This is a genomic window from Arsenicicoccus sp. UBA2120 (assembly GCF_002330965.1).
GTDB lineage: Bacteria > Actinomycetota > Actinomycetes > Actinomycetales > Dermatophilaceae > Arsenicicoccus > Arsenicicoccus bolidensis.
In genome coordinates, this window is the sequence record NZ_DCYC01000031.1 from 11,492 (window position 1) to 34,313 (window position 22,822).

Below are 22,822 nucleotides of genomic sequence, written 5' to 3' on the forward strand. Positions count from 1 at the left end.
GGCCTCGTGCGGTGCGTCGACGGTCAGACGTTGAAGCCGAGGGCGCGCAGCTGCTCGCGGCCGTCGGGGGTGATCTTGTCCGGGCCCCACGGCGGCATCCACACCCAGTTGATGCGGTGGTCGGCGACGAGGCCCTCGAGGGCCTGCGCGGTCTGGTCCTCGATGACGTCCGTCAGTGGGCAGGCCGCCGACGTCAGCGTCATGTCGATGACCGCGTTGGACTGCGGGTCGACGGTGATGCCGTAGACGAGGCCGAGGTCGACGACGTTGATGCCGAGCTCGGGGTCGACGACGTCGCGCATGGCCTCCTCGACGTCCGCGACGTTGGGCGGCAGGGTGGTGGTCTGGTCGCTCATGCTCGTGACTCCTTGCTGGTCTGGCTGGTGCTGGAGATGTCGACGCCGGCCTGGGCGAGGGCGTCGACCATGGCGGTCCATCCGAGGAGGGCGCACTTGACGCGGGCGGGGTACTGCGCGACGCCGGCGAAGGCCACGCCGTCGCCGATGACCTCCTCGTCCCCGTGGTCGGCACCCTTGCTGGTGAGCATGTGCCGCATCGCCCCGAAGGTCTCGAAGACCTCGGACAGCGGGCGGCCGATGCACTCCTCGGCAAGGACCGACGTCGACGCCATCGAGATCGAGCACCCGAGCGCGTCGTAGGACACGTCCTCGAGGGTGATCTGGTCCGGCGAGCCCGCGGTGCGGTCGACGTGGACGCGCAGCGTCACCTCGTCGCCGCAGGTCGGGTTGACGTGGTGCACCTCGGCCTCGTAGGGCTCGCGCAGCCCCGGGTGCCGGGGGCGCTTGGAGTGGTCGAGGATGAGCTCCTGGTACAGGTCCATCAGCTCGCCTCCTGCTCCTGCGCGACGTCGAGCCCGAAGATCGCGGGGACCCTGTCGAGGGCCGACAGCAGCGCGTCGACCTCGTCCACGGTGTTGTATGGCGCGAAGCTCGCCCGCGTGGTCGCCGCCACGCGCATCCGCCGGTGCAGCGGCCAGGCACAGTGGTGACCGACCCGCACCTCGACGCCCTGGTCGTCCAGGACCTGACCGACGTCGTGGGCGTGGGCGCCGTCGACGACGAAGGCCACGGTGGAGCCGCGGTCCTCCAGGGTCGTGGGGCCGACGACCCGCACCCACGGACGCTGCGCGAGACCGGCGAGGAGCCGCTCGGCGAGCATCGTCTCGTGGGCGTGGACGCGGTCGATGCCGAGCTCGTCGAGGTAGTCGCACGCCGCGGCCAGGCCGACGGCCTGCGCGACGTTCATCGAGCCGGCCTCGAAGCGCAGCGGCGGAGCGGCATACGTGGTCTGCTCCATGCGCACCACGGCGATCATCGAGCCACCGGTGATGAACGGCGGCATCGCGGCGAGCAGCTCGGTGCGTCCCCACAGGACACCGACCCCGGTGGGGCCGAGCATCTTGTGACCGCTGAACGCGGCCAGGTCGACCCCGAGCTCCTGCACGTCGACGCCCAGGTGCGGGACGCTCTGGCAGGCGTCGAGCACGGTGATCGCGCCGACCTCGCGGGCGCGGGCCACGAGGGTGTGCACCGGGTTGATGGTGCCGAGGACGTTGGACACGTGGGTGAACGCCAGCACCTTGGTGCGCTCGTTGACGACCTCGTCGAGGTTGCTCAGGTCGAGCCGGCCGTCGTCCGTCACGCCGAGCCAGCGCAGGGTGGCGCCGGTGCGTCGGGCCAGCTCCTGCCAGGGCACGAGGTTGGCGTGGTGCTCCATCTCGGTGATGCAGATCTCGTCTCCGGGACCCATCGAGAACCGCTGCGCCACAGCGGGGTCCGCGCCGTCCATCGCGCCGTCGAAGCCGGCGTTGCTGAAGGCGTAGGCCACGAGGTTGAGCGACTCGGTGGCGTTCTTGGTGAAGACGATCTCGTCCGGCGTCGGCGCACCGACGAACCGCGCGACGGTGGCGCGGGCGCCCTCGTAGGCGTCGGTCGCCTCCTCCGAGAGCAGGTGCGCGCCGCGGTGGGCGCCCGCGTTGACGGTCTCGTAGTAGTGGCGCTCGGCGTCGATCACCTGGGACGGCTTGTGCGAGGTGGCCCCGCTGTCGAGGTAGACGAGCGGGTTCCCGCCGCGCACGGTGCGCGCGAGGATCGGGAAGTCGGCCCGGATGCGGGCCGACTCCTCCGGGGTGAAGACGTCGGTCATCAGACCGTCGCGGGCGCGGCCGCCGGCGCCGGCGCGTTGACGAAGCGGTCGTAGCCCTCGTCCTCGAGCCGGTCCGCGAGCTCGGGCCCGCCCTCCTCGACGACCTTGCCGTCGACGAAGACGTGGACGAAGTCCGGCTTGATGTAGCGCAGGATCCGCGTGTAGTGCGTGATGAGCAGGACGCCCACGTCGCCACCGGACTTCACCCGGTTGACGCCCTCGGACACGATCTTGAGGGCGTCGACGTCGAGGCCGGAGTCGGTCTCGTCGAGGATCGCGAAGGACGGCTTGAGCAGCTCCATCTGGAGGATCTCGTGGCGCTTCTTCTCGCCGCCGGAGAAGCCCTCGTTGACGTTGCGCTCGGCGAAGGCCGGGTCCATCTTGAGGTCGGCCATGGCGTTCTTGACGTCCTTGACCCAGGTACGCAGCTTGGGGGCCTCACCGGCGACCGCGGTCTTGGCGGTGCGCAGGAAGTTGGACACCGTGACGCCGGGCACCTCGACGGGGTACTGCATCGCGAGGAACAGGCCCGAGCGGGCGCGCTCGTCGACGCTCATCGAGAGGACGTCCTCGCCGTCGAGGGTGACGGTGCCGCTGGTCACCTGGTACTTCGGGTGACCGGCGATGGCGTAGGCGAGCGTGGACTTGCCGGAGCCGTTGGGGCCCATGATCGCGTGGGTCTCCCCCGAGCGGACCGTGAGGTCGACGCCCTTGAGGATCTCCTTGGAGCCCTGCTCGGTGTCGACCGAGACGTGCAGGTCGTTGATCTGCAGAGTGGCCATTGGTTCAGTTCTCCTTGCTGGCGGACTGGGCGCTGACGCGCTGGTCGAGGGTCCCGTGGACGTCCACCAGGACGTCGTCTCCCTCGAGCATGACGGGATAGACCGCGACGGGCACGGTCGCGGGTGGGGTGTTGGGCTCGCCGGAGCGCACGTCGAAGGAGCTGCCGTGCAGCCAGCACTCGAGCTGGCATCCGTCGAGCTCGCCCTCCGAGAGCGACACGTTGGCGTGCGTGCAGGTGTCGTTGACGGCGTGGAACTCGCGCTGGCCCGTGCGGGCGAGGGCGATGGTCACGCCGTCCACCTCGGCGGCCGCGACGCGGCCCACCGGGATGTCCTCGACCTGGCAGACGACCTCGTAGCTCACGCGGTGGCCTCCTTCGGCGACCCGGACCCGGTGGCGACAGGCGCTGCCGCGAAGGCCGCGTCGACGGAGTCGGCGAGCTCGCGGTCGATGACCTCCATCAGGCGGGCCTGGGTGTCGGTCACGCCGATACGGTTGATGATGTCGGCGAAGAAGCCGTGCACCACCAGGCGGCGGGCCTCGCGCTCGGGGATGCCCCGGGCCTGGAGGTAGAACAGCTGCTCGTCGTCGAACCGGCCCGTCGCCGCCGCGTGACCGGCGCCGACGATGTTGCCGGTCTCGATCTCGAGGTTGGGGACCGAGTCCGCGCGCGCGCCGTCCGACAGGACCAGGTTGCGGTTGAGCTCGTAGGTGTCGGTGCCCTCGGCCGCGGCGCGGATGAGGACGTCGCCGACCCACACCGAGTGGGCGGTGTCGCCGCGCAGGGCGCCGCGGTACTCGACGTTCGAGGTGCAGTGCTGCGCCTCGTGGTCGACGAACAGCCGGTGCTCCTGGTGCTGCGCCTCGTCGGTGAAGTAGACGCCGAGGCACTCGGCCGAGCCGCCGGGGCCGGCATACCGCACGTTGGTCGACAGCCGCACGATCGAGCCGCCGAGGGTGACCGCGATGTGCTTGACGGTCGCGTCGCGGCCGACGAGCACGTCGTGCTGAGCCAGGTGGATCGCGTCGTCGTCCCACTCCTGCACGGTGACCACCGTCAGGTGCGCGCCGTCACCGACGCGGATCTCGACGTTGGCGGTGCACTGGGCCGAGCCCTGGTGCGACAGCAGCACGGTCGCCGAGGAGTGCGCGCCGGCGTCGATGACCAGGTGGCCGTTGATGCGCGCCTGGTCGGACCCACGCACGGTGAGGCGGGCGGCCTCGCCGAACTCGCGGCCCTGCGGGATCTGCACGACGTGGCCGTCCGCGAAGGACGTCCAGGCCGCGGCCGAGGCGCGGTCGGCCGGCGTGAGGACCGTGCCGAGCCGCGGGTCGCCGGCGGGGACCTCCGACACCTTGATGCCCGCGGGCACCTGGATGTCGGTCTTGATGCCGGCCACGTCGGACGGCGCCTGCTGGAACAGCTCCTGCAGGCGGTCGACCGGCGTGAAGCGCCAGTCCTCCTCGCGACCGTTGGGGACCGGGAAGTCCGCCAGGTCGTAGGAGGTGCGGCGCTCGCCGCGCGACTGGTCCGGGACGTAGGCCTCGGGGATCCCGGCGAGGGTGGGGGGTGACTTGAGCTCGACTGGCATCAGCCGACGGCTCCTTCCATCTGAAGCTCGATCAGGCGGTTCAGCTCGAGGGCGTACTCCATGGGCAGCTCGCGCGCGATGGGCTCGACGAACCCGCGCACGATCATGGCCATGGCCTCCTCCTCGGACATCCCGCGGGACATGAGGTAGAACAGCTGGTCGTCGCTCACCTTGGACACCGTCGCCTCGTGGCCCATCTGCACGTCGTCCTCGCGGACGTCGACGTACGGGTAGGTGTCCGAGCGGGAGATGTCGTCGACGAGCAGGGCGTCGCAGCGCACGTTGCTCCTGGAGCCGTGCGCGCCCTCGGCGATCTGGACCAGACCGCGGTATGACGTCCGGCCGCCACCGCGGGCCACCGACTTGGACACGATGGAGCTCGAGGTGTGGGGCGCGGCGTGGACCATCTTGGCGCCGGCGTCCTGGTGCTGGCCCTCGCCCGCGAAGGCGATGGACAGCGTCTCGCCACGGGCGTGCTCGCCGAGCAGGAAGACCGCGGGGTACTTCATCGTGACCTTGGAGCCGATGTTGCCGTCGACCCACTCCATGGTGGCGCCGGCCTCGCAGGTGGCTCGCTTGGTGACGAGGTTGTAGACGTTGTTGGACCAGTTCTGGATGGTCGTGTAGCGCACGCGGGCGCCCTTCTTGACGACGATCTCCACGACCGCGCTGTGCAGCGAGTCGGACTTGTAGATCGGCGCCGTGCAGCCCTCGACGTAGTGCACGTAGGAGCCCTCGTCGGCGATGATCAGCGTCCGCTCGAACTGGCCCATGTTCTCGGTGTTGATCCGGAAGTAGGCCTGCAGCGGGATGTCGACGTGGACGCCCGGCGGGACGTAGATGAAGGAGCCGCCGGACCAGACCGCGGTGTTGAGGGCGGAGAACTTGTTGTCGCCCGCAGGGATCACGCTGGCGAAGTACTCCTTGAAGATGTCCTCGTGCTCGCGCAGCCCGGTGTCGGTGTCAACGAAGATGACGCCCTTCTCCTCCAGGTCCTCGCGGATCTGGTGGTAGACGACCTCGGACTCGTACTGCGCGGCCACACCGGCGATGAGGCGCTGCTTCTCCGCCTCGGGGATGCCGAGGCGGTCGTAGGTCGCCTTGATCTCCTCGGGCAGCTCCTCCCAGGAGGTGGCCTGCTTCTCGGTGGACTTCACGAAGTACTTGATGTTCTGGAAGTCGATGCCCGTGAGGTCGCTGCCCCAGCTCGGCATGGGCTTCTTGTCGAACAGCCGCAGGGACTTCATCCGCAGGTCGAGCATCCACTGCGGCTCGTTCTTGCGCGACGAGATGTCCTGCACCACGTCGGGGTTCAGGCCGCGCTTGGCGGTCGAGCCCGCGACGTCGCTGTCGGCCCAGCCGTACTCGTATCGGCCGAGACCCTGCAGTCCAGGGTTCAGCTCCTCGATGTTGGTGGTCATCGCTCGGACCTTTCGTCGGGGTCGGTGGGGTGGGGGTGGATGAGGTCGTCGGTGTGGGTGTCCGGCGGGGCGCTCAGCGCGCTCACCGGCACGAAGGTGGTGCAGACGTGCTCGCCGTGCGCCAGCGTCGCGAGGCGCTGGACGTGCACGCCGAGCAGCCGGGAGAAGGCCTGCTGCTCGGCCTCGCAGAACTGCGGGAAGGCGGACGCGACCTGCTGGACGGGGCAGTGACCCTGGCACAGCTGGACGCCCAGCGTCGTCGAGCCGTCCGCCAGCGTGAGCGGGCGGCTGGACGCGGCATACCCGTCCCTGGTGAGCACCTCGGCGAGCACCCGGGAACGGGCCTCGGGAGTCTCGCCGGCCGCCTCGACCAGGGAACGGTAGCGGTCCTCGAAGGACGCGACGTGCTGGTGGGCGAAGGCCTCGACGGCGTGCTCCCCCACCTGCTCGGACAGGTAGCGCAGGGCGGAGGTGGCGACGTCGTCGTACGAGCTGTCCAGGGCCTGGTGACCGGCCGAGGTGAGGACGAAGGCGCGGGCCGGACGGCCACGACCACGGGTCGCGGGCGCGCTGGCGTGCTCCTCGATCAGCCCGGCGGCGGTGAGCGCGTCGAGGTGCCGGCGGACGGCGGTGGTGGTGACGCCGAGCCGCTCGGCGATGGCGGTCGCGGTGATGGGGCCGTGCTCGGAGACGAACTGCTGGACGCGTCCGCGCGTGCCGGACTCCCGCACCGCCTCGACGGTCCGGGCGCGCTGCGGGGTCAGGTCACCCATCGCGTCTGCCTCACGTCCGATAAACACAACACCAGTGTTACCTAATTCCCTGGGAGGCATCTACCAAGGCTTGCCTATCCTCGGGTGGTGCCCGGTCCGGGCCGCCCTCGCCCAGGCCGACCCTTCCATCATCACGCGCGTGACCCGGTCCGCCGCAGGGCGATCCGGGGATCCCGCGTACACTCGCCGACCGTGACGGTAGCGGTGACCACCGAGCGGCTGCGCAGGAGCTTCGGCTCGGTGCGGGCCGTCGACGACATGACCTGGAGCGCCGAGCTCGGTCGGGTGACCGCGGTCCTCGGGCCCAACGGTGCCGGCAAGACCACGACGATGGAGATCCTTGAGGGCCTGCAGCGACCCGACGAGGGCATCGCGCGCGTGCTCGGCACGGACCCGTGGAACGCGTCGGCCGAGCACCGGGCCCGCGTCGGGGTGATGCTCCAGGACGGCGGGCTGCCCAACGGCGCCAGGCCGGTCGGTCTCCTGCGCCACCTGTCCAGCCTGTATGCCGACCCGGTGCACCTCGACGACCTGGTCTCGCGGCTGGGGATCGATTGCTTCGCCGGCACGACGGTCCGCCGTCTGTCCGGGGGGCAGCGGCAGCGCGTGGCCCTGGCCGCGGCGCTCGTGGGCAACCCCGAGGTGGTGTTCCTCGACGAGCCGACCGCCGGACTCGACCCGCACGCGCGCCTCGACGTCTGGGACCTCGTTCGCGAGACCCGGGACCGCGGGGTCGGCGTCGTCGTCACGACCCACTCCTTCGAGGAGGCCGGGCGCCTCGCCGACCATCTCGTCGTCATCAGCGACGGGCGCGTCGTCGGGGACGGCTCCCCCGACGACCTGTGCGCGGGCCGGTCCCTCGAGGACGTCTACTTCGAGCTGACGAGGAAGGCCCGATGAGCCGCCCCGCACCCACCGCCGCGCGCGTGCGCGCCCAGGCGACCTTCGACACCCTCACCTTCCTGCGCAACGGCGAGCAGACGCTCGTGTCCATCGTGCTGCCCGCCCTGGCGCTGGTGGGCGGGGTGCTGGCGCCCTGGCCCGACCTCGGACCCGGCCGCCGCGCGGACGTGGTCGTGCCCGGCGTCCTCGCCCTGGCCGTGCTGTCGAGCGCGTTCACCGGCCAGGCCATCCAGACCGGTTTCGACCGGAGGTATGGCGTGCTGAGGCTGCTCGGGGCGTCGCCGCTCGGCAAGGGGGGCCTGGTCCTCGCCCGCGTCCTCGCGGTGATGGCGGTCCAGGTGATCCAGTTCGTCGTGCTGTCGGCCGTGGGCCTGGCGATGGGCTGGCGACCCGACGTCGTGGGCGTGCTCCCCTTCGTCGCGTTCTGGCTGCTCGGGACGGCGACCTTCGTGGGGTTCGCGCTGCTGTTCGCCGGCACGCTGCGGGCCGAGGCGACCCTGGCGCTGTCCAACCTCGTGTGGGTCCTCATGCTGGGGCTCGGTGGGGTGCTGATCCCCGGGTCGAGCCTGCCCGAGCCGTGGTCCCGGGTCGTGTCCTACCTGCCGTCCGCCGCCCTCGGTGACGGCTTCCGCTCCGCGTTCGAGCACCACGGGCTGCCGCTGCAGGCCCTGGTGGTCCTGCTGGTCTGGGGTGCGATCCTCTGCACCGCCGCGGCCCGGTTCTTCCGCTGGTCCGACTGACCCGGTCGCCGCTCGACGGGGACGCACCCGGGCCCCTCGTCAGCGCTTGTGCACGCGCGCACTAGGCTGGGCGGGTGAGCACCTCGACCACCCCCGGCGCACCGACCCACTCCCCCACGGACGTCGTGGCACCACCCCGCGGGGCGCGCGACTGGATGTGGATCGCGCTGATCGCCAATCTCGTCGGCAACATCGCGATCATCCTGACCGGAGGTCTGGTCCGGCTGACGGGATCGGGCCTGGGGTGCCCCACCTGGCCCGAGTGCACCCCCGGGTCGCTGGTCCCGACGGGCGACCAGACCGAGGGGTTCCACAAGTTCATCGAGTTCGGCAACCGGCTGATGTCACCCGTGCTCGTCGTCGTCGCGCTCTGGGTGCTGGTCCTCGCCGTCCGGCGGTTCTGGAGGTCCCGTCGGCGCTTCGTCTACGCCTGCGCGATCCCCTTGTTCTTCGTGCTCGTCCAGGCCGTGGTCGGCGGCATCATCGTGCTGGCCAGGCTCGACCCCCGCACCGTGTCCCCCCACTTCCTGATCTCGTTGTTCCTCGTCGCCAACGCGACCTACCTGCTCTACCGCTACCGCGAGGGCGACTCGGCGCCGGAGCGTGTCGTGCCGACCGTCGTGCAGCGCCTCGCCTGGGCAGCGGCCGCCGTGGGCGGCGTCGTGTGCGTGCTCGGCACCGCCGTCACCGGCTCGGGCCCGCACAGCGGTGACAAGTACGAGAACGTCCGCTTCGGCTTCGACCCGCACGCCACCAGCTGGCTGCACGCGGACGCGGTCATGCTCTTCCTCGGGCTGACGGTGGCGCTGGTCGTCGCGTCTCGTCTCGTGGACGTGCCCGCGCCGTTCCGCCGGGCCTGGGACTGGACGCTCGCGCTGTCGCTGCTGCAGGGCCTGGTCGGCTACGTGCAGTACTTCACGGGCCGCCCGATCGCCGTCGTCGCGGTGCACCTGCTGCTGTCCGCCGTCTTCACGGTCCTGCTGACCCAGGGCGTCCTCACCGCGCGTCGCCGCTGACCGCTCCCCACGATCGTGAGGGTTTCGTCCAAGAATGTCGGACGAAACCCACACGTTGTTGTGGGGTGAGCGGGGTGAGCGGGGTGAACGTTTGGTCCTGGCGGCGGGCGCTCGGCATACGAGCTGGTGGCCCGGCACCACGATCAGCACGATCAGCCCGGGTTGGTCACGTCAGCCCGCCCACGTCACGTCAGCCCGGGTTGGTCACGTCAGCCGGGGTTGGTCACATCAGCCGGCCTCGGGCACATCGGCCTGCCGTGCGAAGGCGGGCGGATGTGACTACCTGAGGTAGGTCTGTGCTAGCCGAGGGAGGTCGGGAGGGGGAGGTGCACGAGGGGGTCGATCGCCACGGCCATGAACAGCAGCGTCACGTAGGTGATCGAGTAGTGGAACAGCCGCATGGGCTTGAGCGAGGCCATCGTGGCGTTGGCGGGGTCCTTGGCGCGGCCCAGCAGCTTGTAGGACTCGAGCAGGAACAGACCGCCGGACAGGATCGCCGTGACGAGGTAGATCCAGCCCATGCCGGCTACCGGGACCAGCACCAGGGAGATGAGCGCCGTCGCCCAGGCGTACGCCACGATCTGGCGCGCGACCGAGGTGTCCTGCTTGAGAACGGGCAGCATCGGGATGCCGGCGGCGGCGTACTGGTCCTTGAACCGCATCGACAGCGGCCAGTAGTGCGGCGGCGTCCAGAAGAAGATCCACAGGAACAGCACGATCGGCGTCCACGAGATCGACTCGGTGACCGCCGCCCACCCGATGAGGACGGGCATGCAGCCCGCGACGCCGCCCCACACGATGTTCTGCGAGGTCCGGCGCTTGAGGACGAGCGTGTAGAAGATGACGTAGAGCAGGATCGCGCTGACCGACAGGACCGCCGACAGCCAGTTGACCAGGAAGCCCAGCCACAGCGTCGACACCACGGTGAGGACGATCCCGAAGCGCATCGCGTTCGACGGGGAGATCTCGCCGGTCACCAGCGGGCGGTTCTGCGTCCGCGCCATGAGCCGGTCGATGTCACGGTCCAGGTAGCAGTTGAGCGTGTTGGCCGCACCGGCGGACAGCGAGCCACCGACCAGGGTGTTGACGACCAGCCAGAAGTCCGGGAACCCGCGCTGCGCGAGGAACATCACCGGGAAGGTCGTCACGAGGAGCAGCTCGATGATGCGGGGCTTCGTCAGCGCCATGTAGTTCTTGACGGTGTAGGAGAAGCGCGACGACGAGGCACCGGTCCGGTCACGCGGCGCGGTGCGCGGCTGCGAAGCTGTCACGGTGTCCTTCGGTCGTCGGGCGCGAGCCAAACCGTGTGCCGTCGGGGCCGGGCGAGCGCTCGCGCCGACAGCAGGGGGTCGCGGATAGGCCCCCCGATCCTATCCCTTCCGGGGAGCGGGAGCGAAGGCGCGCGACGCGCCGCGCGGCACCGGCCGCTATGACCTCGCCCACGCCGGATCAACCTCACGCGCGGTGGGTAGGAATGGATAGGCTCGATGTGACTCCGACCACGAAGGAAGTGTGACCACGTGAGCATCACCCCCCACGCCAACGGCCGCCAGGTGTCCGACCCCGTCGCCGAGCAGGTCGGCTGGAGCGACGTGGACGTCCGCGCCGTCGACACCGTGCGCACCCTGGCGGCGGACGCCGTGCAGAAGACCGGCAACGGTCACCCCGGGACCGCGATCAGCCTCGCTCCCGCCGCCTACCTCCTCTACCAGAAGGTCATGCGCCACGACCCCGCTGACCCGCACTGGCTGGGCCGCGACCGTTTCGTCCTCTCGGCCGGGCACTCGAGCCTGACGCAGTACATCCAGCTGTACTACGCCGGCCTCCTCGAGCTCGGCGACATCGAGGCCCTGCGCACCTGGGGCTCCAAGACCCCGGGCCACCCCGAGGTGCACCACACCGCCGGCGTGGACCTGACGACCGGTCCGCTCGGCTCGGGCGTCGCGACCGCCGTCGGCATGGCCATGGCGCAGCGCCGCCAGCGCGGGCTCTTCGACCCTGAGGCCGCCCCCGGCGAGAGCATCTTCGACCACGACGTCTACTGCATCGCCGGTGACGGCTGCATGATGGAGGGCGTGGCGAGCGAGGCCAGCTCCCTGGCGGCCACGCAGCGCCTCGGCAACCTCACCCTGATCTACGACCAGAACCAGATCTCCATCGAGGACGACACGGACGTGTCCTTCTCCGAGGACGTGGCGGCGCGCTACGAGGCCTACGGCTGGGACGTGCGCGTGGTCGAGTGGCGCACCAAGCACGGGGTCCGCGACGAGGACTACGTCGAGGACGTGGACGCGCTCCACGCCGCGATCGAGGAGGGCCGCAAGGTCCTCGACAAGCCCACGTTCATCGTGCTGCGCACCGTGATCGCCTGGCCCGCCCCCACCAAGCAGGGCACCGGCAAGTCCCATGGCTCGGCCCTCGGCGACGACGAGATCAAGGCCATGAAGTCGCTCCTCGGCTTCGACCCGGACCAGACCTTCGACGTCTCCGACGAGGTCCTCGCCCACGTGCGCAAGGTCCGCGACCGCGGCGCCGAGCTGCGCAAGGGCTGGGACCAGCGCTACGAGGCGTGGCGCTCGTCCCACGCCGAGGCTGCCGCCCTGCTCGACCGCGTCCGGGCCCACGAGGTCCCCGAGGGCTACGCCGAGGCGTTCCCGACCTTCGAGCCCGACGACAAAGGCCTGGCGACGCGCGCGGCGTCCGGCAAGGTCCTCGGCGCCCTCGCCGACGTGCTGCCCGAGCTGTGGGGTGGCTCCGCCGACCTCGCCGAGTCCAACAACACGACGATGGGTGGTCAGCCCTCCTTCGTGCCCGAGGACCGGCAGACCTCCGAGTGGCAGGGCGGCCCCTACGGCCGCACCCTGCACTTCGGCGTCCGCGAGAACGCCATGGGCATGATCGTCAACGGCATCGCGCTCGAGGGCCTCACCCGGCCCTACGGCGGCACCTTCCTCGTGTTCTCGGACTACATGCGTCCCGCCGTGCGCCTGGCGGCGATCCAGGAGGCGGACTCGATCTTCGTGTGGACGCACGACTCGATCGGCCTCGGCGAGGACGGCCCCACCCACCAGCCGATCGAGCAGCTCGCCTCGCTGCGCGCGATCCCGGGCCTGGACGTCGTCCGCCCGGCCGACGCCAACGAGACCGCCCACGTGTGGCAGACCATCCTGACCCGCCACGGCAACCCGACCGGCATCGCCCTGTCCCGCCAGGCGCTCCCGATCCTGGACCCGTCCTCGACCTCGGTCGAGCAGGTCGCCAAGGGGGCCTACGTGCTCGTCGAGGGCAGCAAGCCGACCCCCGACGTGATCGTCATGGCCACGGGCTCCGAGGTGTCGGTCGCCATCGCCGGCGCCGAGCAGCTCGAGGCCCAGGGCGTCGCGACCCGCGTCGTCTCCATGCCCTGCCAGGAGTGGTTCGCCCAGCAGGACGAGTCCTACCGCGAGCAGGTGCTCCCCAAGGCCGTCAAGGCCCGCGTCAGCATCGAGGCCGGCTCCACCATGGGCTGGCGCGACTACGTCGGCGACGCCGGCCGCGTCATCGGCATCGACCACTTCGGTGCGTCTGCGGACGCCAAGACGCTGTTCACGGAGTTCGGCTTCACGCCGGAGGCCGTCGTCGACGCCGCCAAGGCCTCGATCGCTGAGTCCGGCGACCCCACCCCCGGCGACACGGCGCCCGGCTACGCCTCCAAGGACCCGGGCTTCGAGTCCTCCGCCCCGGCCGAGCGCCAGGAAGGCAAGTGATCGTATGACGAGCAAGAACCTCGAGGCCCTCGCGGCCGCAGGCGTCTCCATCTGGCTGGACGACCTGTCCCGAGAGCGCATCTCCACCGGCAACCTGCAGGAGGTCGTCGACACCAAGGGCGTCGTGGGGGTCACCACCAACCCCTCGATCTTCGCGTCGGCCCTGGCCAAGGGCGAGAAGTACACGCCCCAGGTCAAGGAGCTCATCGCCGAGGGCGCGGACGTGGAGCGGTCGGTGTTCGCCCTGACCACCACCGACGTCCGGGACGCCTGCGACATCATGCGTCCCGTCTACGACCGCACCGACGGCGTCGACGGCCGCGTGTCCATCGAGGTGGATCCCCGGCTGGCGCACGACACCGAGCGGACCGTGCAGGTCGCCAAGGAGCTGTATGCCGCGGTCGACCGGCCCAACGTCATGATCAAGATCCCGGCCACGGTCGAGGGTCTGCCGGCGATCAGCCGGGTCCTGGCGGAGGGCATCTCGGTCAACGTGACGCTCATCTTCAGCCTGGACCGCTACCGCGCCGTCATGAACGCCTTCATGACTGGGGTGGAGCAGGCTCGCGAGGCGGGTCGGGACCTGTCGCAGATCCACTCGGTCGCGTCCTTCTTCGTGTCCCGCGTGGACTCCGAGGTCGACAAGCGCCTCGACGAGGTCGGCACCGACGAGGCCGCCGCGCTCAAGGGCAAGGCCGGCCTGGCCAACGCGCGCCTGGCCTACCAGGCCTGGCAGGAGCAGTTCGGCACGCCGCGCTGGGCCAACCTCGCCGACGACGGCGCGCACGTGCAGCGTCCCCTGTGGGCCTCGACCGGCGTTAAGGACCCGGCCTACAAGGACACGATGTATGTCGACGAGCTGGTCGCCCCCCAGACGGTCAACACCATGCCGGAGAAGACCCTCGACGCCGCGGCCGACCACGGCGAGATCACCGGCGACACCATCACCGGCACCTACGACGAGTCGGACGCCGTCATGGACGCCCTGGAGCGTCAGGGCATCTCGTACGTCGAGGTCGTCGAGCAGCTCGAGCGCGAGGGCGTCGACAAGTTCGAGAAGTCCTGGACCGAGCTCCTCGAGACCGTGCAGGGCGAGCTCGACAAGCACTGAACCTCGAGCAGCCCCACCGCTGCCGACCGGCCCCACCACAGCGACGTGCGAGGGTCCCCGCCACCACGGCGGGGACCCTCGCACGTCGTGCGGCGGGCCGCGGCGGCATACGACCCTCTCACGGTGCGACTCCGATAACGTTGCACCGCACCCGCCCGGCCGCTGAGCGGCCGCGGGAGCACCCACCGCTGACGGGAGACCACACGTGAGCCCCACCGCAGTCACCGCCGACCACAACCCCCTCCGGGACGTCCGGGACAAGCGCCTCCCCAACATCGCGGGCCCGTGCGCCCTGGTGCTGTTCGGCGTGACCGGCGACCTGTCCCGCAAGAAGGTCATGCCGGCGATCTACGACCTCGCCAACCGGGGCCTGCTGCCGCCGGGCTTCTCGCTCGTGGGCTTCGCCCGGCGCGACTGGGCGGACCAGGACTTCGGCCAGATCGTCCACGACGCCGTCAAGGAGCACGCGCGCACGCCGTTCCGCGAGTCGACGTGGAAGGCCCTCGCCGAGGGCATCCGCTTCGTGCCCGGCACGTTCGACGACGAGGAGGCCTTCGACCTGCTCGCCGAGACGGTGCAGCAGCTGGAGCGCGATCGCGGCACCGGTGGCAACACCGCGTTCTACCTGTCGATCCCGCCGGGCTTCTTCGGGCAGGTGTGCCAGCAGCTCGAACGCAGCGGCCTGGCCGAGGCCGAGCCGGGCCAGTGGCGCCGTGTCGTCATCGAGAAGCCCTTCGGCCACGACCTCGAGTCGGCGCGCGAGCTCAACGACATCGTCGAGGGCGTCTTCGCCCCGGACTCGGTCTTCCGCATCGACCACTACCTCGGCAAGGAGACGGTCCAGAACCTCCTGGCCCTGCGCTTCGCCAACGAGCTGTTCGAGCCGGTCTGGAACTCCCACCACATCGACCACGTGCAGATCACCATGGCCGAGGACATCGGCGTGGCCGGTCGGGCCAGCTACTACGACGGCATCGGCGCGGCCCGCGACGTCATCCAGAACCACCTGCTCCAGCTGCTCGCGCTGACGGCGATGGAGGAGCCGACCGCCTTCACCGCCCAGCACCTTCGGGCCGAGAAGGAGAAGGTGCTCGCCTCGGTGCGGCTGCCCGACGACCTCGGCGCCTCGACCGCCCGGGGGCAGTACGCCGAGGGCTGGCAGGGCAGCGAGAAGGTCGTCGGCTTCCTCGACGAGGAGGGCATGAAGCCCGGCTCGACGACCGAGACCTACGCCGCCATGAAGGTCGAGGTCGACACCCGCCGCTGGGCCGGCGTCCCCTTCTACCTGCGGACCGGCAAGCGGCTGGGCAAGCGGGTCACCGAGATCGCCGTGGTCTTCAAGCGGGCCCCCCACCTGCCGTTCAACGACACGGAGACCGAGGAGCTGGGGCAGAACGCCATCGTCATCCGGGTCCAGCCGGACGAGGGCATCACGCTCCGCTTCGGCTCCAAGGTGCCGGGCGCGCAGATGGAGGTCCGCGACGTGACCATGGACTTCACCTACGGCAACTCGTTCACCGAGAAGTCCCCCGAGGCCTACGAGCGGCTCATCCTCGACGTCCTGCTCGGGGCGCCGTCGATGTTCCCGCGCAACGAGGAGGTCGAGCTGTCCTGGGGCATCCTCGACCCGGTCGAGGAGTACTGGGCGGCGAACGGCCGGCCCGAGCCCTACCCCAGCGGCACGTGGGGACCCGCCAGTGCCGACGAGATGATGGCCCGTGACGGCCGCGAGTGGAGGATGCCGTGATCATCGACCTGCCCAACACCTCGACCTCCGCCCTCACCAAGAAGCTCGTCCAGATCCGCAACGACAGCGGAGCCATGGCCCTCGGCCGGGTGCTCACGCTCATCATCGTCGTGGACGAGGACCGGGCCGAGGATGCCATCGAGTCGGCCATCGAGGCCTCGCACATGCATCCGTGCCGCGTGGTCGCGCTGGTCCACGGCAACCGCCGGGGCTCCAGCCGCGTCGACGGGCAGATCCGTATCGGCGGGGACGCCGGGGCCTCCGAGGTCGTCGTGATGCGTCTGTACGGCGAGGTCAACGGCCACGGCGAGGCGCTCGTGCTGCCGCTGCTGCTGCCGGACTCCCCCGTCGTCGGGTGGTGGCCCTGCGATGCGCCCACCGACCTGGCGAGCGACCCCGTCGGCGCGATGTGCCAGCGTCGCATCAACGACTCGGCCGTCGCCAAGAACCCGCACGCCGAGCTCAAGCGCCGGGCCAAGAACTACGCCCCGGGCGACACCGACCTCGCCTGGTCCCGCATCACCTTGTGGCGGGCCCTGCTCGCGGCGGCGCTCGACCAGCAGCCCTACGAGCCGGTCACAGGCGCGGTCGTGGTCGGCGGCATCGACTCCTCCGCCACCGACCTGCTCGCGGGCTGGCTCGCCGAGGCCCTGGACGTGCCGGTGACGCGAGGCCGCAGCCCCCAGGGCTCGGGCCTGATCAGCGTCCGCCTCGACCGACCCTCCGGCCCCCTGGACCTGGTCCGGCCCGAGGGCACCACCATCGCCACCCTCTCGCACCCCGATCAGCCCGTCCGCCGGGTGGGGCTCACGCGCCGGTCCGACGCGGACTGCCTGACCGACGAGCTGCGCCGGCTCGACCCCGACGAGGTCTACGAGCTCGCCCTGGTCGAGGGGCTGCGGCGCGTGACCGACCGGTCCTCGCTGGCGAGCGCCCTCGTGCGGGCCGGCAAGGCGCCGTCGCCGGACGAGGCGCGCCTGATGGCCCGCCGTGCCGGCGAGAGGTCGCGGCAGACGTCCAGCGACATGGTGACCGTCGACACCGAGCGCGACCAGGTGGTGGCGACCGACAAGGCGACGGACTCCGAGGTCGGGCACCGTGCCGAGGGGCAGAAGCGCATCGGCAGCCGCGTCTCCGACGGGCCGACGGTCGGCCAGGGCAGCGCGCCGGCCGCGGAGGCATCCGCGACCAAGAAGCCGGCCGCGACGAAGTCGTCCGGCTCCAGGTCCACCACCACGAAGTCGTCCACGAAGAAGTCCACCGGCAAGAAGGCATCCTCATGACCTCGCAGGTGATCGTCCACCCCGACAAGGCGACCCTCGCCGCCGCCATCGCCGCCCGCCTCGTCACGGCGATCACGGACGCGCAGGCCCAGCACGGCGAGGCGCACGTCGTCCTCACCGGCGGCTCGATGGGCAACGCCTTGATCGAGGCGCTCGTCGACTCCCCCGCCGCCCCTGCAGTCTCGTGGGAGCTCGTGCACCTGTGGTGGGGCGACGAGCGGTATGTCGACCGCGAGTCCGCAGACCGCAACGCCACCCAGGCGCGCGAGGCGGGGCTCGGCCGCATGGACGCGTTGGGGCTGGACCCCGAGCACGTCCACGAGATGCCCGCGATCGACGATCCCGAGGGCGACGACATCGGTGCGGCGGCCGAGCGCTACGCCGCCGAGCTCGCGCGGGTGGCGGGGACGTCGGACCGCGGGGGCGAGGGCGCACCGACCTTCGACGTGGTGATGCTCGGCGTCGGCCCCGACGCGCACGTCGCCAGCCTCTTCCCCGGCAAGGACACGCTCGGCCTCACCGACCGCACCGTGGTGCCCGAGGAGGACTCGCCCAAGCCTCCGCCGGCCCGGCTGTCGCTGACGCTGCCGGTGCTGTGCTCGGCCGACGAGGTGTGGCTGCTGGTCGCGGGCGGCGACAAGGCCCAGGCCGTCGCGGCTGCGACCGGAGGGGCCGACGTGAACGAGGCGCCCGCCGCCGGCGTCACCGGTCGGCGCCGGACGCTCTGGCTGGTCGACGAGGCCGCTGCCGCCGACCTGCCCTGATCGACCTGCCCTGATCGACCTGCCCTGTTCGAGCTTGCCTGACCGGCCGACCCGCCCCGGGCCGCCCGACGATGGTGGTCGGCGACCGGGGCGGGACCTCTGCTACGTGATCCGGCCGCGCTGCTACGTGATCAGGCCGCGGCGCCGCAGACCGGCGAGCGCCTCGTCGAGCAGCGCCTGGCCGTCGGCGTCGCTGCGTCGTTCCTTCACGTACGCCAGGTGGGTCTTGTAGGGTTCGGTGCGCGGCGGGTTGGGTGGGTCGTCCGGGTCGAGCCCGGCGGGCAGCCCGCACCGCTGGCAGTCCCACTCGGCCGGGACGTCGTCGCCGGCCTCCTGCGAGAAGGCCGGGCGGGTCTCGTGACCGCGGGCGCAGTAGTAGCTGATGACGAGCCGCGGCGCGGACTCGCCGCGCTCCACCTCGCCCATGGGGCCTGCTCCGATGCGGCTGCCCCTGATGGCGTTACCACCCGACATGGGTTTCTCCTCGAGCTACCGGTCCCGACTGGCTGCAGGACCGGGGCGGGCCCAGGTGCCCGCAAGTGCGTGGGAGGGCGGCTCCGCAGGGAGCCGCCGGCTCCGGTGAGCGGCTGCCGTCAGCCGCTGAACCGCTGGATCAGCCCGAGCGCGACGACGCACGCGAACCAGACGATCGCGACGGCGATGGTGAAGCGGTCGAGGTTGCGCTCGGCCACGCTGGACCCGCCCAGGGTGTTGGACACCCCGCCGCCGAACATGTCGGACATGCCGCCGCCCTTGCCCTTGTGGAGCAGGATCAGCAGGGTCAGGAAGAGGCCGCCCAGGACGAGCAGCACCTCGAGGACGATCTTGACTACGGTCATGCGGCAACCATCTGTCGGGACGGCCCGGTGGTGGGCCGTCGGGCGGGACGGGTCGAGAGCGGCGTCCGGCGGGACCGGGCGCGAGCACCCATGCTACCGGCCCAGCTCGTGGACGAGCTCGACGACGCGGGTGATCACCGTCGGATCCGTGCTGGGCAGGACCCCGTGGCCGAGGTTGAAGATGTGGCCCGGAGCCTCGCGGCCCTCGTCCACGATGCGTCGGACCTCGCGCTCCAGGGCGTCCCAGGGCGCGAACAGCAGCGCCGGGTCGAGGTTGCCCTGCACGGCATACCCCGGTCCGAGGCGCTCGACGGCGTCGAGGAGGTTCACGCGGTAGTCGACGCCCACGACGTCGGCCCCGGCCGCTCCCATCGCCGGGAGCAGCTCCCCCGTGCCGACCCCGAAGTGGATGCGCGGCACGTCGGTCGCCTCGGCCACCGTGCGCAGGACGGCGGCGGAGTGCTCCTGCACCTGCGCCTCGTAGGTGCGGCGGGGAAGGGCCCCGACCCAGGAGTCGAACAGCTGGACGGCGGAGGCCCCGGCCTCGGCCTGCACCCGCAGGAAGGTGCCGGAGATCTGGGCGAGCCGGGCGCACAGATCGTGCCACAGCTGCGGGTCCCCGTGCATGAGGGCCTTGGTGCGCTCGTGGTTCTTGGACGGCCCACCCTCGACCAGGTATGACGCCAGGGTGAACGGCGCTCCGGCGAACCCGATGAGGGGCGTCCCACCGAGCGCGGCGACGGTCTGGCGGACCGCCTCGGTGACGTACGGGACCATGTCCGGGCTCAGCTCCGGGACCCGGTCCAGGTCGGCCCGGGTGCGGAACGGCTCGGCCATGACCGGCCCGACGCCGGCCACGAGGTCGACGTCGACCCCGACGGCGGCCAGCGGCACCACGATGTCGCTGAAGAAGATCGCGGCGTCGACGTGATGACGGCGCACGGGCTGCAGGGTGATCTCGGTGGTGAGCTCCGGGTTGCGGCAGGCCTCGAACATCGTGGTGCCCTCACGCACCGCGCGGTACTCCGGGAGGGAGCGACCGGCCTGGCGCATGAACCACACCGGGGGGTGGGGCACGGGCTGACGGCGGGCGGCGCGCACGAGAAGGCTGTCGGCCGGGGTCGAGGGAGCCGGGCTGGCTGCAGGGGTGTCCACGCGCACGATCCTCGCACGACCGACCGGGCGGTCGGCGCGCCGCCCGGGCCTCGCGTGGTCGTCCGCATAGCCTCGTGAGGTGGCCGATCGACCCCTCACGGACGACAGCGCGCGCCGGTTCGACGCGGTGCTCGCCCGGCTGCGCGACGCCCGGCGTCGGCCCGAGGTGCTCGTCGAGGAGGTGCCTGCCCCCGGGCGGCTGGCGCCCTTCTCCGTGGCCCTGGCCGCCGACGTCGTGCCCGACCGGCGCACCGACGAGGACGTCGCCTCCGGCCGGTTCGTCGTGCTCTACGACCCGTCCTCCCCCGAGCAGTGGGAGGGGCAGTGGCGGGTCGTGACCTTCGCCAAGGCCGCGCTGGAGACCGAGCTCGCCGGCGACCCCGCCCTCGGGGCGGTGGGCTGGACCTGGCTCGAGGACGCCATCGCGGACGCCGGGGCGAGCGCGACCGCCCTGGCCGGCACCGTCACCCACGTGGTGAGCGAGCGGTTCGGTGAGCTCGAGGGCGAGGCGACGACGGTCGAGATGGAGATCCGCGCCTCGTGGACGCCGGTCGACGACGACCTGGCGGCACACTTCGAGGCCTGGACCCAGCTGCTGTGCACGTTGGGGGGACTGCCCCCGCTGCCGGAGGGCGTCGCCCTGCTCACCTCGCGTCGGTGACCACGGGCAGTCACGAAAGTCGGCCAATCTCACCCGTTCGGCACTAGTCCTGTTCTACAGTCTTCAACATCAGCACTGTCGTGCAGGAGAGACGGAGGGGGCACCGTGAGCGTCATCACCAAGAACGCCCGGATGGCACGCCCGCAGCCCATCAGCGCCATGGTCATCTCGGCGGGGCCGCACACGGGAGCCATGGTGCGCCGCGCGCTCGGCCGCATCACCGAGGGGCACATCATCGAGGCGCAGACCATCGAGCGCGCCCGCATCGTGGCGCGCGAGGTGCCGGCCGGCGAGTTCTGCATCGCCGACCTGACCCTGCCGGACGGCTCCGGCATCCCGCTCCTGCACGAGCTGCGCGCCCGGGGGTGGCGTCGCACGATCGTGCTGTCGGACTCCGAGGACCCGATCTACGTCCGGGGTGCGCTCAAGACCGGTGTCCGGGCCTACATCCGCACCGGCGGGCAGCCGCCGGCCGGTCCGGGGACCCGGGGAGCCGGCAACGAGCAGTTCTCCGCCCGCGAGGTCGAGGTCCTGCAGCTGGTGTCGCAGGGCAAGACCAACAAGGAGGTCGGGGCCTCCCTCGGCCTCTCGGCCCTGACGGTCAAGAGCCACCTGGCGCGCATCGCCCGCAAGCTCGGCACCGGTGACCGGGCCGCGATGACCTACACCGCGCTCCGCCGCGGCCTCATCACCTGACCGCCGGGACGTCGCCGCGGGACACCTCTCGCGGGGCGTTAGGTTGGAGGGCGTGACGGACCTGACCTCTATCGACGACCCCACCGCGGACGCTCCTGCGGAGACCCCCGAGCCCCGCCTGGTCTCGGCGCCCGCGGAGCCGCTGCGGCCCGTGGTCGAGGACGAGCGTCGCCTGCGGGAGCTGGTCGCCTCCGTCGCCGCCGGGCACGGCCCGATCGCCATCGACGCCGAGCGCGCCTCCGGCTTCCGCTACGGGCAGAAGGCCTACCTCGTGCAGCTGCGCCGGGCCGGGTCCGGCACCTGGCTGATCGACCCCGTCATGTGCCCCGACCTGTCCGAGCTGCAGGACGTGATCGCCGACGTCGAGTGGGTGCTGCACGCCGCGACCCAGGACCTGCCGTGCCTCGCGGACCTGGGGCTGCACCCCACCCGGTTGTTCGACACCGAGCTCGGCTCGCGGCTCGCCGGCCGGCCCCGCGTGGGACTGGCCGCCGCGATGGAGCACTACCTCGGCATCACCCTCGCCAAGGAGCACAGCGCCCAGGACTGGTCCACCCGGCCCCTGCCCGAGCCGTGGCTCGTCTATGCCGCGCTCGACGTCGAGGTGCTCGTGGACCTGCGCGACGCCGTGGACGAGGACCTGCGCTCCCAGGGCAAGTCCGGTTGGGCCGCCGAGGAGTTCGAGGCCCTCACCCACTTCCGCGGACCGGCGCCCAAGGTCGACCCGTGGCGCAAGACCTCCGGCCTGCACAAGGTCCGCACGCGGCGCGGCCTGGCGGTCGTGCGCGAGCTGTGGGAGACCCGGGACCGCCTGGCCCAGGACCGGGACTGCAGCCCCGGACGCGTGCTCGGCGACGCCGCGATCGTCGAGCTGGCCCTGCCGTCCGGCGCGGACGGCCCCCGCCGCACCCCCCGCGCCGTGCAGCGCAACCCGCAGGTGTGGCTCGCCGCCGTGGACCGCGCGATGCTCCTGCCGGAGGACGAGCTCCCGGCATACCACCTCCCCAGCGAGGGACCACCCCCGCAACGTGCCTGGGCCGACAAGGACCCGGTCGCCGCGGCCCGGCTCGGCGCCGTCAAGGAGCTCGTCACCGGGCTGAGCGCCAGCGTGAGCATCCCTGCGGAGAACCTCCTCACCCCCGACACGCGGCGGCGCGTCATCTGGGCGCCCCCGGAGGACGAGTCGGCCCACGGCTTCAGCGAGATCCTCCTCGACCTCGGAGCCCGACCGTGGCAGGCGGCCCTCGTCTCCCCGCTGCTGGCCGAGGCCGCGTCGGACAACCCCTATCCCCCGCGGGCCTAGGCCGGAGGACGGGGTTCGGCGCGTGGGTCCCGTCACGTGGGGCTCGGCACGTGGGTCCCGTCACGTCCCGGCGCGCTGGTGCTGACATCGGGATTACCCGCAAGTAGCATCCGACGGGTACCG

General features: G+C 71.5%; 23 protein-coding genes. 11 read left to right on the forward strand and 12 right to left on the reverse strand.

Annotated elements, in window-relative coordinates; translation table 11 throughout:
• Positions 1-23: 23 nt before the first annotated feature.
• Genes B2P18_RS04015 through B2P18_RS04050 form a run of 8 tightly spaced genes read right to left on the reverse strand, consistent with a single transcriptional unit; the run spans position 24 to position 6,735 of the window.
• Positions 24-356: a metal-sulfur cluster assembly factor gene (locus tag B2P18_RS04015; RefSeq protein ID WP_019284804.1), complete on the reverse strand. Its 333-nt coding sequence runs from the start codon at positions 354-356 to the stop codon at positions 24-26.
• Positions 353-841, reverse strand: a complete 489-nt coding sequence (sufU, locus tag B2P18_RS04020; protein ID WP_019284803.1) for a Fe-S cluster assembly sulfur transfer protein SufU — start codon at positions 839-841, stop codon at positions 353-355. Before sufU ends, B2P18_RS04015 begins: the two co-directional genes overlap by 4 nt.
• The gene (locus B2P18_RS04025; RefSeq protein WP_029210052.1) at positions 841-2,166 is read right to left on the reverse strand and encodes a cysteine desulfurase; all 1,326 of its coding nucleotides are present in this window, start codon (positions 2,164-2,166) and stop codon (positions 841-843) included. The genes sufU and B2P18_RS04025 overlap by 1 nt, the downstream gene beginning before the upstream one ends.
• Positions 2,166-2,948, reverse strand: coding sequence for a Fe-S cluster assembly ATPase SufC (gene sufC / locus B2P18_RS04030; RefSeq protein ID WP_029210051.1), 783 nt, complete (start codon positions 2,946-2,948; stop codon positions 2,166-2,168). The genes B2P18_RS04025 and sufC overlap by 1 nt, the downstream gene beginning before the upstream one ends.
• 4 nt (positions 2,949-2,952) lie before the next feature.
• Positions 2,953-3,312 (reverse strand): non-heme iron oxygenase ferredoxin subunit, encoded by a 360-nt coding sequence (locus tag B2P18_RS04035; protein ID WP_029210050.1) that lies wholly within the window; start codon positions 3,310-3,312, stop codon positions 2,953-2,955.
• A complete protein-coding gene (gene sufD, locus B2P18_RS04040; protein ID WP_286955987.1) occupies positions 3,309-4,541 on the reverse strand; it encodes a Fe-S cluster assembly protein SufD in 1,233 nt (410 codons plus the stop codon). The genes B2P18_RS04035 and sufD overlap by 4 nt, the downstream gene beginning before the upstream one ends.
• Positions 4,541-5,962, reverse strand: a complete 1,422-nt coding sequence (gene sufB, locus B2P18_RS04045) for a Fe-S cluster assembly protein SufB (RefSeq protein WP_019284798.1) — start codon at positions 5,960-5,962, stop codon at positions 4,541-4,543. Before sufB ends, sufD begins: the two co-directional genes overlap by 1 nt.
• Entirely contained in the window at positions 5,959-6,735 is a 777-nt protein-coding gene (locus tag B2P18_RS04050; protein ID WP_019284797.1) for a helix-turn-helix transcriptional regulator, read from the reverse strand. Before B2P18_RS04050 ends, sufB begins: the two co-directional genes overlap by 4 nt.
• Before the next feature lie 192 nt (positions 6,736-6,927).
• Here B2P18_RS04050 and B2P18_RS04055 point away from each other — a divergent pair, with 192 nt between their 5' ends.
• The 3 genes from B2P18_RS04055 to B2P18_RS04065 all read left to right on the forward strand — a co-directional run bounded on the left by B2P18_RS04055 (position 6,928) and on the right by B2P18_RS04065 (position 9,394).
• Positions 6,928-7,635 (forward strand): ABC transporter ATP-binding protein, encoded by a 708-nt coding sequence (locus B2P18_RS04055; RefSeq protein ID WP_286955989.1) that lies wholly within the window; start codon positions 6,928-6,930, stop codon positions 7,633-7,635.
• Positions 7,632-8,378: an ABC transporter permease gene (locus tag B2P18_RS04060; protein ID WP_019284795.1), complete on the forward strand. Its 747-nt coding sequence runs from the start codon at positions 7,632-7,634 to the stop codon at positions 8,376-8,378. The genes B2P18_RS04055 and B2P18_RS04060 overlap by 4 nt, the downstream gene beginning before the upstream one ends.
• Positions 8,379-8,452: 74 nt before the next feature.
• Entirely contained in the window at positions 8,453-9,394 is a 942-nt protein-coding gene (locus B2P18_RS04065) for a COX15/CtaA family protein (RefSeq protein ID WP_029210046.1), read from the forward strand.
• 299 nt (positions 9,395-9,693) lie between these two features.
• Here the strand turns inward: B2P18_RS04065 and B2P18_RS04070 are convergent, their stop codons facing one another.
• Positions 9,694-10,665 (reverse strand): heme o synthase, encoded by a 972-nt coding sequence (locus B2P18_RS04070; RefSeq protein ID WP_019284793.1) that lies wholly within the window; start codon positions 10,663-10,665, stop codon positions 9,694-9,696.
• 249 nt (positions 10,666-10,914) lie between these two features.
• On the opposite strand from B2P18_RS04070, the gene tkt reads away from it, so the two are divergent.
• The 5 genes from tkt (at position 10,915) to pgl (ending at position 18,045) form a co-directional block, all read left to right on the forward strand.
• On the forward strand, positions 10,915-13,140 hold the full coding sequence (gene tkt / locus B2P18_RS04075) for a transketolase (RefSeq protein ID WP_019284792.1): 2,226 nt from the start codon (positions 10,915-10,917) through the stop codon (positions 13,138-13,140).
• A 4-nt stretch (positions 13,141-13,144) separates the two neighbouring features.
• Positions 13,145-14,251: a transaldolase gene (gene tal / locus B2P18_RS04080; RefSeq protein WP_286955990.1), complete on the forward strand. Its 1,107-nt coding sequence runs from the start codon at positions 13,145-13,147 to the stop codon at positions 14,249-14,251.
• Between the two features lie 205 nt (positions 14,252-14,456).
• Positions 14,457-15,998 (forward strand): glucose-6-phosphate dehydrogenase, encoded by a 1,542-nt coding sequence (gene zwf, locus B2P18_RS04085; protein WP_239264904.1) that lies wholly within the window; start codon positions 14,457-14,459, stop codon positions 15,996-15,998.
• Complete coding sequence (locus B2P18_RS04090; protein ID WP_286955993.1) at positions 15,995-17,281, forward strand: glucose-6-phosphate dehydrogenase assembly protein OpcA; 1,287 nt, start codon at positions 15,995-15,997, stop codon at positions 17,279-17,281. The genes zwf and B2P18_RS04090 overlap by 4 nt, the downstream gene beginning before the upstream one ends.
• Positions 17,278-18,045, forward strand: a complete 768-nt coding sequence (gene pgl, locus B2P18_RS04095) for a 6-phosphogluconolactonase (RefSeq protein WP_034250896.1) — start codon at positions 17,278-17,280, stop codon at positions 18,043-18,045. The genes B2P18_RS04090 and pgl overlap by 4 nt, the downstream gene beginning before the upstream one ends.
• A gap of 123 nt (positions 18,046-18,168) precedes the next feature.
• On the opposite strand, the gene B2P18_RS04100 is transcribed toward pgl, so the two are convergent.
• From B2P18_RS04100 to hemE, 3 genes are all read right to left on the reverse strand, one after another.
• On the reverse strand, positions 18,169-18,519 hold the full coding sequence (locus B2P18_RS04100) for an RNA polymerase-binding protein RbpA (protein ID WP_019284787.1): 351 nt from the start codon (positions 18,517-18,519) through the stop codon (positions 18,169-18,171).
• Between the two features lie 119 nt (positions 18,520-18,638).
• Positions 18,639-18,884, reverse strand: coding sequence for a preprotein translocase subunit SecG (secG, locus tag B2P18_RS04105; RefSeq protein ID WP_019284786.1), 246 nt, complete (start codon positions 18,882-18,884; stop codon positions 18,639-18,641).
• A 93-nt stretch (positions 18,885-18,977) separates the two neighbouring features.
• Positions 18,978-20,039: a uroporphyrinogen decarboxylase gene (hemE, locus tag B2P18_RS04110; RefSeq protein ID WP_239264898.1), complete on the reverse strand. Its 1,062-nt coding sequence runs from the start codon at positions 20,037-20,039 to the stop codon at positions 18,978-18,980.
• Positions 20,040-20,118: 79 nt separating this feature from the next.
• On the opposite strand from hemE, the gene B2P18_RS04115 reads away from it, so the two are divergent.
• The 3 genes from B2P18_RS04115 to B2P18_RS04125 all read left to right on the forward strand — a co-directional run bounded on the left by B2P18_RS04115 (position 20,119) and on the right by B2P18_RS04125 (position 22,699).
• Positions 20,119-20,700, forward strand: a complete 582-nt coding sequence (locus B2P18_RS04115) for a DUF3000 domain-containing protein (RefSeq protein WP_286955998.1) — start codon at positions 20,119-20,121, stop codon at positions 20,698-20,700.
• Positions 20,701-20,805: 105 nt separating this feature from the next.
• On the forward strand, positions 20,806-21,396 hold the full coding sequence (locus B2P18_RS04120; protein ID WP_019284784.1) for a response regulator transcription factor: 591 nt from the start codon (positions 20,806-20,808) through the stop codon (positions 21,394-21,396).
• 52 nt (positions 21,397-21,448) lie between these two features.
• Positions 21,449-22,699 carry an HRDC domain-containing protein gene (locus B2P18_RS04125; protein ID WP_286956000.1) on the forward strand — a complete coding sequence of 417 codons (1,251 nt, stop codon included), beginning with the start codon at positions 21,449-21,451 and terminating at the stop codon, positions 22,697-22,699.
• Positions 22,700-22,822 lie beyond the last annotated feature (123 nt).

Excerpts from the sequence above, each read along its gene's own strand:
- B2P18_RS04015 (WP_019284804.1), bottom strand. The coding sequence starts at position 356 with ATGAGCGACCAGACCACCACCCTGCCGCCCAACGTCGCGGACGTCGAG.
- sufU (WP_019284803.1), bottom strand. The coding sequence starts at position 841 with ATGGACCTGTACCAGGAGCTCATCCTCGACCACTCCAAGCGCCCCCGG.
- B2P18_RS04025 (WP_029210052.1), bottom strand. The coding sequence starts at position 2,166 with ATGACCGACGTCTTCACCCCGGAGGAGTCGGCCCGCATCCGGGCCGAC.
- sufC (WP_029210051.1), bottom strand. The coding sequence starts at position 2,948 with ATGGCCACTCTGCAGATCAACGACCTGCACGTCTCGGTCGACACCGAG.
- sufD (WP_286955987.1), bottom strand. The coding sequence starts at position 4,541 with ATGCCAGTCGAGCTCAAGTCACCCCCCACCCTCGCCGGGATCCCCGAG.
- sufB (WP_019284798.1), bottom strand. The coding sequence starts at position 5,962 with ATGACCACCAACATCGAGGAGCTGAACCCTGGACTGCAGGGTCTCGGC.
- B2P18_RS04050 (WP_019284797.1), bottom strand. The coding sequence starts at position 6,735 with ATGGGTGACCTGACCCCGCAGCGCGCCCGGACCGTCGAGGCGGTGCGG.
- B2P18_RS04060 (WP_019284795.1), top strand. The coding sequence starts at position 7,632 with ATGAGCCGCCCCGCACCCACCGCCGCGCGCGTGCGCGCCCAGGCGACC.
- tal (WP_286955990.1), top strand. The coding sequence starts at position 13,145 with ATGACGAGCAAGAACCTCGAGGCCCTCGCGGCCGCAGGCGTCTCCATC.
- pgl (WP_034250896.1), top strand. The coding sequence starts at position 17,278 with ATGACCTCGCAGGTGATCGTCCACCCCGACAAGGCGACCCTCGCCGCC.
- B2P18_RS04100 (WP_019284787.1), bottom strand. The coding sequence starts at position 18,519 with ATGTCGGGTGGTAACGCCATCAGGGGCAGCCGCATCGGAGCAGGCCCC.
- secG (WP_019284786.1), bottom strand. The coding sequence starts at position 18,884 with ATGACCGTAGTCAAGATCGTCCTCGAGGTGCTGCTCGTCCTGGGCGGC.